Here is a 12,909-nt window from a genome sequence, read left to right as displayed (position 1 = left end):
TCCATGAGTCAGATTAACATACCGCCTCTTGCAAGGGGTAGAGCTAGCCCAAACTCCTAAACACAAGATCTGTCAGGATCACCTTGAAAAAACAAGCACATCCCTCTGATCCACGGCGAAATTCACCTGTTCACCAGCAGAAAACTGCAAAACATCGCTGGTTCGAACCCGAATTGGCTTGTCCAAGCCCTCTACCTTGACTTCTAACAGGTCAACCTCTCCTGCCATATTGCGCTTTAGTACCGTTCCACGCTGGGTCAGAGGCCCTGCTTCTCGCTGGGTGCGAACATGATGAGGCCTTACACAGATAAGAACTGAATCACCCTCTTCAAATTCTGAGGCTTCAAAAGAACCTAATGGTGTGTTCACCGTTTTGTTCTTGACCACAGCTTCAACCTCGTTGAGATCTGAGAAGAATCGGGCACAGAAAAGGTTGACTGGTCGGAAGTAGATCTCTTCAGGGGTTCCCACTTGCACCACTTTACCAGCGCTCATAAGAGCTATGCGGTCCGCAACACGCAAAGCCTCCTCGGGATCGTGGGTGACCACCACGGCGGTCGCTCCCTGCTTGCGGATCATATCGAGCGTGTGCTGACGCACATCATCGCGCAACCGGCTATCAAGACCTGAAAAGGGTTCATCCATAAGCAACGTATGAGGTTTCGGTGCCATGGCACGGGCAAGCGCTGCGCGTTGCTGTTCTCCACCGGACAGACCATGCGGATATTCATTCGCATAGCGGGCCAGGCCGACCATGTTGAGCGCGTCCATTGCCCTGCTCCGCGCTTCAACTGCGGGCAAGCTCTTCAAGCCAAAAAGCACGTTATCAAGGATCGTAAGATGCGGGAACAAAGCGTAGTCTTGGAACATGAGGCCCACACCGCGCTGTTCTGGCGGTAGATACCGTGCATCGTCAGCAACGACCTCGCCGTTCAGCAGAACCCGCCCGCCTTCTTGGCGAACGACGCCTGCCGCGATGCGCAGCAAGGTTGTCTTACCGCAGCCCGAATGGCCCAGAAGACAGAGAACTTCGCCAGAAGAAAGACTTAAGGACACATCGTTGACGGCAGGAAGAGTGCCATAGGAGTGGCTTATGTGCTCAAACGCTAACCGCGCCATGGGGTCTCCAAGTTTACCTTAGTTTACGCCCCTCATGCCCCAGCTGGCCGTTTAGGTCAACCGGCCTGACCTGGTTCACTTCAAAGCATCACCCTTGTTCGCCTTGCTTTCCGTAGCGCCGCCTTCCTCTTCGCTCTCTGACAGGGCAAAAAGATCGTCCTCATCCAACGGATCTTCATCCTCGGAGAGTTCCGCATTGTCGTCTGGCACCGGCACCTTGAAGCTGGCCGGAATCGCGCTGTCCAGAAGCCCGGACCCTTTCAGTTCATCCAGTCCCGGCAGGTCACGGATACTTTCAAGGCCAAAGTGATCAAGGAATTCAGTTGTTGTTCCGTAAGTAACTGGTCGCCCTGGTGTCCGCCGGCGTCCGCGCATTCGCACCCACCCCGTTTCCATCAGAACATCCAGCGTACCCTTTGATGTAGAAACGCCCCGAATTTCTTCAATCTCTGCTCGGGTCACAGGCTGGTGAAATGCAATGATAGCAAGTGTCTCCAGCGCTGCACGGGAAAGTCGTTTTTGCTCGACAGCTTCCCTGTGGAGCACGTGCTTAAGATCATCAGCCGTTCTGAAGGCCCAACGTTCCGCAATCTTTCGCAGTACAACGCCGCGCTTGGCGTAGTGCTCAACCAAAACATCCATGGCAGCTTCCACGTCGCGCTTGGCAGCCCGCAGACGCTCAGAAAGCTCGCTTGTGCCTATTGGTTCGGCAGAGGCAAACAGGATCGCTTCGATCTTGCGCTGCAGATCTACTGCCTCAAAAAAAGCTTCATCATTGAGTGGCAATTCGAAAGGATTAGCCGTCTCGCTAACGCTACCTGAAGTCTTGCTCATTCAAGTACCCCCTGCTCTTGTGCTTGCTCGTCGGCCTCGGGTGATTTCGGCCTGGAGCGCATATAGAGCCGTTCAAATGGTTCCGATTGCTGAAGCTCGATTTGCCCCTCCCGAACCAACTCCAGACTGGCAGAAAAGGTGGACGCCAAAATTGTCGAGCGCTGTCGCGGGTCGTCCATATATTGCAGCAGAAAGCGATCAATGGGTGTCCAGTCGGCCGCAGCGCCAATCAGCCGCTGTAACAGTGCCCGCGCTTCTTGAAGCGACCAGACTTGGCGCTTCTCATAGTGCACTGATGTTACCGAGCTCCGTTGGCGCTGAGAAGCATACGCCGTGAGCAAATCATAAAGGCTTGCAGACCAGACACTGGTTTTTTCGATCGAAACTGTTTCCGGCGTCCCGCGAGGAAAGACGTCACGCCGAAGCCGGTCCAGGTTCATCAATTTGGCAGCAGCGTCACGCATTGCCTCAAGACGTTGCAATCTGAAGGCCAGAGCCGCGGCCAGTTCCTCGCCACTCGGTTCGTCGTCAGAGCTTTCGACCGGCAAAAGCAAACGCGATTTCAGATAGGCAAGCCAAGCTGCCATAACCAGATAGTCCGCTGCGAGTTCAAGGCGTAAGCGCCGCGCTTCGCGAACAAACGAAAGATACTGCTCAGTCAGCTGCAAAATGGAAACTTTGGTAATGTCCACCTTTTGCGAACGTGCAAGTGTAAGGAGCAGGTCCAACGGCCCCTCAAAGCCCTCCACATCCACGCGAAGGCTCGGCTCGGACAACCCGGCGTTTTCCGGCGCTGAAGGGGTCAGAAAATCATCCTGAACCTCCGTCGCCCCACCTTCTGCGATGGACGTATCAGACATATATTAGGTCAGCTCCCCAGCCTGACGGACCAGTTCCTCAAATTCATCTCTAAGCCCTGAAGCATTCGCCACAGGCTGTGGTGCCAGAGCAGATTGCATTGCTTCATTAGCCCGCATGAAGCAGCCATCCTTCGCCCATGGCACAGCCCGTGCCACTGCCACCATTTCTTGCATATCGCCGTTGCAATGCAAGACCATGTCACACCCGGCCTCAATGATGAGCTTTACCCGTTGCTCAACATCACCACCAAGTGCCTTCATAGAGATATCATCGCTCAACAGGCATCCTTGAAACCCCAGTTTCCCGCGCAACACTTCAGAAATGGCGCAGGGTGACTGCGTTACCGGATTGTCAGGATCGATCGCCTCAAAAACAATGTGAGCAGTCATGGCCATTGGACAATCCGCGAGCGCCTTGAAGGGAACGAAATCCTTTGTTTCGAGTTCCGCCAAAGCCGCTTTCACTCTCGGGAGTTCAAGGTGGCTGTCAACAAGCGCCCGGCCGTGACCCGGCATGTGCTTCATGACCGGAACAACGCCAGCTGCAAGTGTTCCATCGATAGCGGCACGACCAAGCGCGATGACAACATCCGGGCTGGTCCCATAGGACCTGTCTCCGACGATATCGCTCGCCCCTTCAGTGCGCACATCAAGAACCGGGAGGCAATTGACTGTAATCCCGAGGGAAATCAGATCAATACCCATCAGATAGCTCTGGAGGTATACGGCTCGCTTGGCCTTCTCCGGGTCTACGTCCCAAAGGCGAGCGAGCTTTCCCATGGCCGGATACTCCGGCCAATGCGGCGGCCGAAGGCGGCGAACACGCCCGCCTTCCTGATCTATGAAAACAGGTGCATCTTCTCGTTTCACAGCCATGCGAAACTGAGAAGTAAGGTGTGAAATCTGTTCTGGGGTGTCTATGTTGCGCGCAAAAACGATCAAACCCCAAGGCTTTTCAGTCTTGAAGAAATCGATCTCATCCTCGGAAAGTGAGGTGCCCGCGCATCCACTGATAAAGGTTTTGTAGCTCATTACCCATTCGGGGTAGCTTGACGCGTCCGCCGCGTCAAGCAAGAGAGCAGCTTAGTTCCGGCGAACGAAGCAATCCCCACCAGCATTTTTCAGATCTGTGCAGAACTGGTTGGCGCTGCCCTGCCCGTCAAACGGAATTCTCACCCGGTAGAAAATCCCTTTGTCACCAAGATCAGCACGCACCACGACAGGGTTTACGCCCGACATCAGGCTTGGGAAACGGTTTCTAAGGCTACGAATTTCGCCATTCGCCTCTTGCTGCGTGCGCACAGAGGAAACCTGAACAATGTACGCCCCAGCCGGTATTGAGCCTCCAACAGATGGAGCAGCGGCAGCTGGCGCAGGAGGTGCGGCGGTTGGGCTAAGCACAAGTGGTCCTGAGGTGTTACCGCTAAACGAAGCGGAGGCAACCTGAGTTGCCGGAACCTCTGGCTTGATGCGAGGCGTTGCCTCTACAATTGCTTCAGGTGCAACTTCAGTCACCTCTTCGTCGCCATTTTGCGCAGAAACGTCAAACGGATTCGAAGGCGCAGGTGTCGCAGGCTCTTGTGAGGTACTGCGAATACCAAGAGACGAAGATTGTGCCTGCGTCGTTCCAGAGAACGCCCCAACGGTTGGCTGGTTGCCAGAACCAGAGGCATCACTGCCAATGGTACCGAGCGAAGCCGTCTGCTGCTGTGACAACAAACGCGTGCTGTCCTGCTGGGCGTTTTCAGACAGGCTGTCTGCAGAAACGATTGTCCCGTCCGGGCGCACAACAACGGTGCGAACACGCTTTGGTGTATTGACGATCAGAGCGTTATTTTCTTCCGCCTCTGCATCAGGTGCAGGTGGCAGAGGATCTACCCTCGCGGTGTCCCGAGGCAACATCCGTTCGCCCTCTGGAGCTTCCTGACTGCTGTTTGGAAGAAGGATCTGAGCCTGATTTTTGTCCGAGGGTTGCTCAGCCGGATCCGGGAACTCTTTCATCGGAGTGTTTTCGGCCAGAATGATGCGCGGAGGAGTGCTGTCTGCAACCTCACCGCCGAGGCCGAGCACAAAGTACCCTGCACCGCCGAGGATGAGTACACCGCCAATGGATGCCGCCGCCAACAGGCCGCGTTTCAAACCACCGCTCTTGCGAAGAGCTTCCTCTTCCTCGTCATAGGCGCTCTGCGTGGCAGCAGCGGGCGCGACAGCCGGCAAAATGCCTTCTCCATTCAAGGACGGATCCTCGGCGCGCATGGCCTGCGCAACCGCATCCAGATCATATCCTTGCGGAGGTGGTGTTTGATCTTCGTTGTCGTCGTACTCACTGTTTGAAATGTGCTCGGCAGCAGCTGGCCAAGTCATTTCATCAATATCTTCCTCGTCCTTCTTCATCTGCGCGGCGGAGTAACCCGGAGGGGCAAACAGCTCGTCGTCCTGCGCATCTGCAAGAGGTCGTTCAATGGCACTGCGATCCATTGAGGCAATCAACTCATCTTCAAAACTTGCCAGCGGATCAGGTGCACTCTGTTCCTCTGACGCGCTTTGCTCTACCGAAACCTCAGGTGCGTTGTTACCAGTATCGTACACGTGCCGCGCATTCAGCTCTGCAAGAAGATCGGCTTCAAACTCCGGCACTTCTGGAGCAGCGCGCACTGACGCTGGCTCCAGAGGTATCGGAGAAACGGCAGTCTCATCTTCGCCCTTCGTGTCCAACTCAAACTGACCGAAGTCAGGAGTGAAACCGCTAGAGGGGGCTGGAGTGTCCAACTCGCCTGGATGCTGGTGCGTTTCGTCAAGGGAGGAACGCAGGTCGACTGCTTGAGGTCTTGTTGGCTCAATGCCCGATCCCAACTCATAAGCACCGGTCACCTCATTAGAACTGGCCGCAACACCAGCACCCGGCGCAGTCGTAACAGGTACGTGTGCCGCGACGGTTGGAGCAGCCGCGTTTGGCGCGCTCACACTTGGCTGTTCAGGCAGAGGCGGTTCTATAACCGGCTCAGCAACGTCGGAAGACTTTTCTCCGCCAAGGCTTGCAGCCAGGCTGCTTTCCAGGTCACGAGAAAGTTCGGCTTCAAAGTCAAAGTTCGGCTCGTTAGGACGAGCCGCTGCATCCCCAACCAAGGCTGGCGCTACAGGCTCTTCCGGCTCGCCAAAATTTGGCTCAGCAGGCATTTCAGGAGAGACTTCAGACTCTGGAAAGACTTCAGGCTCAAAAGCTGCGTAAGTTGTTGACGAAGCACTAGCCGCCGCAGAAACAGGCCCCTCTACTTCAGCAGGCTTGGCTGGGGACGGCTGCGAACTGGCAGAACTCGCCGAAAAATCGTGTGTAGACGACGGCGACTGAGGCTGCTCGTCTACGCCATACTCATAAAACGTATCACCGGAGCGCGGATCAGCAGACGAAGCTTCGGCCACTTCCAGCTGCGCTTCACGATGGGTTGGGAGCTCAACAGATGGCGCTGGTGATGCGTAAACTTCAGGTGCGCTGTCATTCGGAGCAGGCGGCGCGACGAATGGTTCATTCGCTACAAAACGCTCGGGATCAAACGGCTCACCAGTTTCAACGGGCGGGACGTACGGAGAAGTAGCTCGCGGCGATTCCGAAACGCGCAACGGTGATGGCGCATCAACCCGCTCATCTGAGCTCTGAGCTGCCTGCTCTTCAGGCGTTACTTCCTGTTCTGCTGGAGTCCCCAGATTGCGAAACGCGGCATCCAAAGCGGCGAATGGATCGGAGTTTGGTGTCTCGGCCGGTGTACTTGTTGGTGGCGGCGGTAAAATGCTGTCAGGGGTACCATCATCCAAACGAGAGCTTGGGCGGTAACGTGTGGCGCTCTCGCCTACGATGCGGGCCAATTCCACCAACGGATCTTCGTCAGGCACCCAGCCTTGCTGTCCTGTGTTCTTTTCAGGTGCTGGTTGCGCGCCACCCGGAATATCGTAGTCGGTGCGTTTGGACATAGCAGCGAAGTCTTCCCCTAAAGCAGAGGCTCGCGACCAATACCGCGAACCTCTGTACTCTGATACACTAAGTCATTGACTGCACTATCGCATTTCCTCAGGAGCATCCACACCCAGTACCTTCAGGCCGGAAGCGATCACTTGGGAAACCGCATATACCAATGCGAGTCGAGCCAAGGTTAATTCTGGCTTTTTATCATTAATAAAGCGTAATTGCGGCTTTTCCTTGCCTTTTGACCAGTGTCCGTGAAGTGCACTTGCCAGCTCGTAAAGATAAAACGCCACCCTGTGAGGTTCGTGAGCTTCAGCTGCGCCGTCAACTATCCGAGGCCATTGAGCAAGTTTAGCAATGATATTTTGCTCACCTTCATCCTCCAGCAAAGCATAGTCAGCAGCTCTAAGACCTTCAGGAAAAACAGAAAGCCCGCCTAACTCTTCGGCAGCCTGGCGTAGAACGGACTTACAGCGGGCGTGACCATACTGCACGTAAAAGACGGGATTGTCTTTTGACTGCTCCGTAACTTTCTGGAAGTCAAAGTCCAGATGTGCGTCATTTTTTCTATAAAGCATCATGAAACGCACAGGATCTCTTCCAACTTCTTCCACAACATCGCGAAGAGTTACGAAGTTACCCGAGCGTTTGGACATCTTGACTGGCTCACCAGCGCGGAAGAGCTTTACCAACTGGCACAGACGACAAATCACCTCTGCAGAACCACCGGAAACGGCACGGCCCACAGCTTCAAGACGCTTTACATAGCCCGCATGGTCTGCACCAAGGATGAAGATCATTTCCTTGAAACCACGATCGAGTTTGTCCTTGAAGTAGGCAACATCGGCGGCAAAGTAAGTGTAGCTGCCATCAGACTTTACCAGCGGTCGGTCGATATCATCGCCATAGTTGGAAGAGCGGAACAGTGTCTGCTCGCGATCTTCCCAGTCATCTGGCAACTCGCCTTTAGGGGGCGGCAAGGTGCCTTGATAAACCAGATCACGCGCACGCAAGGAGTCGAGCGTCAGGTCGATGGCCTTCCCCTCACCATGCATCGACTTTTCAGAGTAGAACACATCGTGATGCACATTGAGAAGATCGAGGTCGGCCTTGATCATCTCCATCATCTTGGAGACAGTAAAATCCTTCAAAAAGGCATGGCGCTCTGCTTCAGGCTTGTCTTTAAAAGACGCGCCGAACTCTTCCTTCAAGGATTGCCCAACCGGGATCAGATACTCACCAGGGTACAAGCCCTCTGGTATCTCGCCAATATCTTCGCCAAGGGCTTCCAGATACCTAAGGTATGCAGATTGTGCCAGAACGTCGATCTGAGAGCCCGCATCGTTGATGAGGTATTCACGGGTTACATCGTAACCGGCAAATGAAAGGAGGTTGGCGAGCGCATCACCGACCACGGCCCCACGGGTGTGCCCCACATGCATGGGCCCTGTCGGGTTGGCTGAGACATACTCAACGTTCACCTTGGTGTTTTGCCCGCGAGCTGAGCGGCCAAAATTCTGTCTAGCAGAGACAACAGCGCCCAGCACACGGGACCAGACGACTGGATTGACGCGGATGTTGATGAAGCCTGGCCCGGCAACATCAACAGCAGCTACGTCGCTGTCAGAGCGCAGACCTTCAGCGATCTTCTCAGCAAGATCGCGCGGCTTCATCTTCAACTGCTTGGAGAGCACCATGGCAGCGTTCGTCGCCAAATCACCATGTGCAGCATCTCGCGGCGGTTCAACCGTTACTCGGGAGAGGTCAAGCGCTCCCGCTTCCGGTTCCAACCCAAGCGCAGCAACAACCGCACTTATCCGCTCAGCAAAATCTGCGAAGATGTTCATTGTTTCTAGCCTAAATGTGTGTCTGCCACCCTGCCCGCGCTGAAGGCTCCCCAGCAGCCACTAAGGCAGGATAGATTTTTTGTTTGCTTGGCGGCACTAGCGCAAATCTGGCGTATCGTCAAATAATCTGCGGTGCTCGTCGATTGCGTAACGGTCTGTCATTCCAGCAATAAAATCGCAAACGCGTCGCGCAATGTAGGTGGAATCCATGCCAGCCAACCCTTCAGACCACGGCTCTGGCATTTTTATCGGCTTTTTCATGTAGAGATCAAAAAGATCACGCGTTACCTGCGCAACTTTCTTTCGCACCTCAAGAACATCTGGATGACGATACAAATTCTGGAAAAGAAAAGCCTTTAAAGCCTTTTCCTTCTTGGCCATATCGCTTGAAAACGAGACCACCGCATGATCTGCAAAGCGAATTTCATCAACGCGACTTGGCGCAAGTAGCTCCAATCGGCGGATGCTCTCAGAGATGACATCTTCGACCATACGTGTAATGCAACGGCGCACCATCTCATGGATCCGGCGTCCATCCTCAAGCCCTGGATGAAGCGTATCTACTTCCGTCAGGATTTCATCGAGCAATGGAACCTCATGCATCGCATCAAAGCTCAAAAGACCCGCGCGCAGACCATCGTCAAGATCATGCGCATCATAGGCAATGTCATCGGCAATTGCCGCCACCTGTGCTTCCGCACTCGGCCAGGACCACAACATCAAATCCTGACGCTTCGCATATTCTTGAATCGCGAATGGAATTCCGTTTTTTGCCAGCTTGCCAACAGCATTCCCTGCCCTGTCCGTAATAGGCCCATTGTGCTTCACAAGACCCTCTAACGTCTCCCACGAGAGGTTCAGGCCATCAAACTGCGCATAGCGACGCTCAAGATCCGTCACAATCCGCAATGACTGAGCATTGTGATCAAATCCACCATGGCCTTGCATGCACTCGTGCATCACATCCTCCCCCTCATGACCAAACGGCGTATGGCCGAGGTCGTGGGCAAGCGCCAGGCATTCTGCCAAGTCCTCATCAAGACGCAACGCTCTTGCGAGCGAACGAGCGATCTGCGAAACCTCAATAGTATGCGTAAGCCTCGTACGGAAGTGATCCCCCTCATGATAAACAAAGACCTGGGTCTTGTGCTTGAGCCGGCGGAATGCGGTGGAATGGATGATCCGATCACGATCGCGCTGGAACGGAGTACGCGTCGGGCTTGAAGCCTCGGGAAAAAGCCGATCGCGTGTGAGGTTGGGGTCAACAGCATAGGCAGCACGGGGCTGCGCGCCATATCCAAGTGTAACGGTCATTTGTTCATTTCCCCCAATGCAACACCTTTTAAGGGCATTGACGCTTTGCTCTGAGACACATACCTATTGAGGTAGTTCATCAATGAAACCGATAGGTGACAGCCTCCCCAGAATCCTGAGGTGATTTGCCTCAGGTAAAACAGATACAGGCTGAAACTACAAGAGATTGGGCACTATAGCCTCGACGGGAACTAAGAGAATGAGCGAAACACCAGTGGCTATCACAGATGCAGCGATCAAACGCGTAGCCAAGATTCTCTCTAATGAGCCGGATGGCACCGTCCTGCGTGTAAGCGTTGAAGGTGGCGGATGCTCCGGCTTCCAATACAAATACGACCTCGTGACTTCTCGCGAGGAGGATGACCTTATCTTGCAGCAAGACGGCGCAACGGTATTGATCGACCCGATCTCCGTGCAGTACATGGACGGCTCCACCATCGACTTCGTCAATGACATCATGGGACAGTCTTTCCAGATCAAAAACCCTCAGGCAACTGCGGGCTGTGGCTGCGGAACAAGCTTTTCCATCTGACAATTCGGCTGCCCGACCAAATTGGTTGGGCAGTGCCCTCTCACTCCACTTCCACCCTCTTTCGTTTACGTGGTAGAAACCCTGTACAAATCACAGGTTCGAAAACGATGAGGGCTCCCATGAAAATTGCAAGCTGGAACATCAACGGCGTCAAAGCGCGCCTTGAGACTGTTCTGACGTGGCTAAAAGAAGAAAGCCCGGACATTGCATGTTTTCAGGAAATCAAATCAGTGGACGAGAACTTTCCACGACAGCCCTTTGAAGAGCTTGGCTATAATCTTGAGACCCATGGCCAGAAAGGCTTCAATGGCGTAGCCCTGCTCTCCAAACGCCCGTTTGAGGAAGTCAATCGACGCTTGCCGGGTGACGACAGCGACGAGCAAGCCCGGTACATCGAAGGTGTGGTCGCTGGCGACACGCAGCCGGTCCGTTTTGGTTGCCTTTACCTGCCAAACGGCAATCCGATTGAGACCGAAAAGTTCCCATACAAATTGAGCTGGATGGATCGCCTTCACGCCCATGCCATGGAGACACTGAAGAAGGAAGAGGCATTCATATTGCTGGGTGACTACAATGTGATCCCTCAGCCTGAAGACGCCGCCAAACCGGAAGCTTGGGTCGGCGACGCCCTCTTCCAACCGGAAAGCCGCGCCAAGTTCCGCGCGCTCCTAAATTTGGGCTTCACCGAGGCAATCCGCGCAACCAACAAGGATGCAGGTGTCTACACCTTCTGGGACTACCAGGCTGGTGCTTGGCAAAAAAATAACGGCATCCGAATTGATCATCTCCTTCTGTCGCCCGAGGCCGCAAGTATTATGACGGGTACCGGCATCGACAAACATGTTCGAGACTGGGAAAAGCCATCCGACCACGTACCGGTCTGGGTGAACCTCGCCGCGTAATCATTTTCTAGCAAGCATTCAGGGAGCAACTGCCATGGGGTATATCCCATCTGACCAGCGCTACGACACCATGAAATACAACCGATGCGGGAAAAGCGGCTTAAAGCTCCCGGCGATCTCGCTTGGTTTCTGGCACAACTTTGGGGAAGACTTCCCACATGCAAACAAGCGCGCGATCTGCCAAACCGCATTTGACGCCGGCATCACTCATTTTGATCTTGCAAATAACTACGGCCCACCGAAAGGATCAGCTGAAGAAGCATTCGGGCAGATCCTGCGCGAGGACTTCCGTGGCTACCGAGATGAGATGATCATTTCCTCAAAGGCCGGATATGACATGTGGCCCGGCCCATATGGTGAGTGGGGCAGCCGCAAGTATCTTGTCTCCAGTCTGGACCAATCATTAAAACGCATGGGGCTGGACTACGTCGACATTTTCTACTCCCACCGCTTTGATCCTGAAACTCCACTTGAAGAAACAATGGGCGCACTGGACCAGATCGTGCGCCAGGGCAAGGCCCTCTATATTGGTATCTCCTCCTACAACGCCCAGCGAACAAAAGAGGCAATTGCCATATTGAAGCAGCTTGGCACCCCGCTTCTTATTCATCAGCCAAGCTATTCCATGTTGAACCGCTGGGTTGAGGAAGATGGGCTGCTCGACACGCTTGATGAGGAAGGTGTCGGCAGCATTGTGTTCTCGCCGCTGGCGCAGGGTATGCTGACCACCAAATACCTTGGCGGTATTCCGGAAGAAAGTCGCGTCGCTCAAGGCAAGTCCCTGCCTCAAGGTTTCTTGAAAGAAGAAACTCTGGCGAGCATTCGGGCACTTAATGACATTGCCGCAAGCCGTGGCCAGACATTGGCTCAGATGGCACTGGCATGGGTTCTTCGCGGTGGCCGTGTCACATCAGCCCTCATTGGTGCCAGTCGACCAGAGCAGGTATCCGATTGCGTCGGTGCAATCCAGAAGCTTGAGTTCTCTGAAGAGGAGCTAACCCTGATTGATAAGTATGCAAAAGATGCGGACATAAACATCTGGGCCCAATCTGCAGAGCGTGAAGGACCATCAAGGAAGTAGGTTCTAGTCTGATCGCCTTTACGAACAAGCCTTCTTTAAAGCTGGCCCGAACGCGGGCTGGCTTTTTTTTGGGTCTCTGAAAGGCTTAGAGATAAGGCATCTGAATCGCGCTGTTTAGGCAAATCCTACGTAGTCATACCTCTTATTTTCCACCCCTGGCGTCCATTTACGGCCCGATTCAAGATATTTCAGTTTTTGCATGGCAGATACGACTCATTTGCATATCTTCCATTTACGCATATTCCCCTAAGCTAAAACCGTTTAAATGTGGCATCGTATACATTAGAATTGGCCAAATTTTAATATATGACAGTTTCAAATCATTCTAACTCCAGTAATTACACTTAGAAAAATCCAAACAACAAAAATAAATTCGGCTGAATTCTGCCATTTTTATTGATTACATACTTTAGAATAAGATTAAACAGCACAGCGTTGGTATACTTTTGCATGAACATGGTC

The 12,909-nt window shown here is 53.8% G+C and carries 10 protein-coding genes; 3 read left to right on the top strand and 7 right to left on the bottom strand.

Going from position 1 to position 12,909, the window contains the following annotated elements:
- Window positions 1–78: 78 nt before the first annotated feature.
- The 7 genes from PUV47_RS02335 to PUV47_RS02305 all read right to left on the bottom strand — a co-directional run bounded on the left by PUV47_RS02335 (window position 79) and on the right by PUV47_RS02305 (window position 9,932).
- Complete coding sequence (locus PUV47_RS02335) at window positions 79–1,119, bottom strand: ABC transporter ATP-binding protein (RefSeq protein WP_274216835.1); 1,041 nt, start codon at window positions 1,117–1,119, stop codon at window positions 79–81.
- Window positions 1,120–1,194: 75 nt separating this feature from the next.
- Window positions 1,195–1,953, bottom strand: coding sequence for an SMC-Scp complex subunit ScpB (gene scpB / locus PUV47_RS02330; RefSeq protein ID WP_274216834.1), 759 nt, complete (start codon window positions 1,951–1,953; stop codon window positions 1,195–1,197).
- Window positions 1,950–2,813, bottom strand: a complete 864-nt coding sequence (locus PUV47_RS02325) for a segregation and condensation protein A (RefSeq protein WP_274216833.1) — start codon at window positions 2,811–2,813, stop codon at window positions 1,950–1,952. Before PUV47_RS02325 ends, scpB begins: the two co-directional genes overlap by 4 nt.
- 3 nt (window positions 2,814–2,816) lie before the next feature.
- Window positions 2,817–3,845 carry a beta-N-acetylhexosaminidase gene (gene nagZ, locus PUV47_RS02320; RefSeq protein ID WP_274216832.1) on the bottom strand — a complete coding sequence of 343 codons (1,029 nt, stop codon included), beginning with the start codon at window positions 3,843–3,845 and terminating at the stop codon, window positions 2,817–2,819.
- Window positions 3,846–3,896: 51 nt separating this feature from the next.
- Entirely contained in the window at window positions 3,897–6,779 is a 2,883-nt protein-coding gene (locus tag PUV47_RS02315) for an SPOR domain-containing protein (protein WP_274216831.1), read from the bottom strand.
- An 84-nt stretch (window positions 6,780–6,863) separates the two neighbouring features.
- Window positions 6,864–8,618, bottom strand: coding sequence for an arginine--tRNA ligase (gene argS / locus PUV47_RS02310; protein WP_274216830.1), 1,755 nt, complete (start codon window positions 8,616–8,618; stop codon window positions 6,864–6,866).
- A 96-nt stretch (window positions 8,619–8,714) separates the two neighbouring features.
- A complete protein-coding gene (locus PUV47_RS02305; RefSeq protein WP_274216829.1) occupies window positions 8,715–9,932 on the bottom strand; it encodes a deoxyguanosinetriphosphate triphosphohydrolase in 1,218 nt (405 codons plus the stop codon).
- A gap of 199 nt (window positions 9,933–10,131) precedes the next feature.
- Here PUV47_RS02305 and erpA point away from each other — a divergent pair, with 199 nt between their 5' ends.
- The 3 genes from erpA to mgrA all read left to right on the top strand — a co-directional run bounded on the left by erpA (window position 10,132) and on the right by mgrA (window position 12,447).
- Window positions 10,132–10,464, top strand: a complete 333-nt coding sequence (gene erpA / locus PUV47_RS02300; protein WP_274216828.1) for an iron-sulfur cluster insertion protein ErpA — start codon at window positions 10,132–10,134, stop codon at window positions 10,462–10,464.
- A 119-nt stretch (window positions 10,465–10,583) separates the two neighbouring features.
- A complete protein-coding gene (gene xth / locus PUV47_RS02295) occupies window positions 10,584–11,366 on the top strand; it encodes an exodeoxyribonuclease III (RefSeq protein WP_274216827.1) in 783 nt (260 codons plus the stop codon).
- Between the two features lie 34 nt (window positions 11,367–11,400).
- Window positions 11,401–12,447, top strand: a complete 1,047-nt coding sequence (gene mgrA / locus PUV47_RS02290; protein ID WP_274216826.1) for an L-glyceraldehyde 3-phosphate reductase — start codon at window positions 11,401–11,403, stop codon at window positions 12,445–12,447.
- Window positions 12,448–12,909: the final 462 nt, after the last annotated feature.

The sequence above is a fragment of the Pseudovibrio exalbescens genome, assembly GCF_028737195.1.
In the GTDB taxonomy this organism is placed as follows: Bacteria; Pseudomonadota; Alphaproteobacteria; order Rhizobiales; family Stappiaceae; genus Pseudovibrio; species Pseudovibrio zosterae.
This window is presented reverse-complemented; position numbering and strand designations above follow the sequence as displayed.

What these genes read in the sequence shown, in the direction of transcription:
- mgrA (WP_274216826.1), top strand. Translation starts at nt 11,401, where the DNA reads ATGGGGTATATCCCATCTGACCAGCGCTACGACACCATGAAATACAAC.
- PUV47_RS02335 (WP_274216835.1), bottom strand. Translation starts at nt 1,119, where the DNA reads ATGGCGCGGTTAGCGTTTGAGCACATAAGCCACTCCTATGGCACTCTT.
- erpA (WP_274216828.1), top strand. Translation starts at nt 10,132, where the DNA reads ATGAGCGAAACACCAGTGGCTATCACAGATGCAGCGATCAAACGCGTA.
- scpB (WP_274216834.1), bottom strand. Translation starts at nt 1,953, where the DNA reads ATGAGCAAGACTTCAGGTAGCGTTAGCGAGACGGCTAATCCTTTCGAA.
- argS (WP_274216830.1), bottom strand. Translation starts at nt 8,618, where the DNA reads ATGAACATCTTCGCAGATTTTGCTGAGCGGATAAGTGCGGTTGTTGCT.
- PUV47_RS02305 (WP_274216829.1), bottom strand. Translation starts at nt 9,932, where the DNA reads ATGACCGTTACACTTGGATATGGCGCGCAGCCCCGTGCTGCCTATGCT.
- PUV47_RS02315 (WP_274216831.1), bottom strand. Translation starts at nt 6,779, where the DNA reads ATGTCCAAACGCACCGACTACGATATTCCGGGTGGCGCGCAACCAGCA.
- nagZ (WP_274216832.1), bottom strand. Translation starts at nt 3,845, where the DNA reads ATGAGCTACAAAACCTTTATCAGTGGATGCGCGGGCACCTCACTTTCC.
- PUV47_RS02325 (WP_274216833.1), bottom strand. Translation starts at nt 2,813, where the DNA reads ATGTCTGATACGTCCATCGCAGAAGGTGGGGCGACGGAGGTTCAGGAT.
- xth (WP_274216827.1), top strand. Translation starts at nt 10,584, where the DNA reads ATGAAAATTGCAAGCTGGAACATCAACGGCGTCAAAGCGCGCCTTGAG.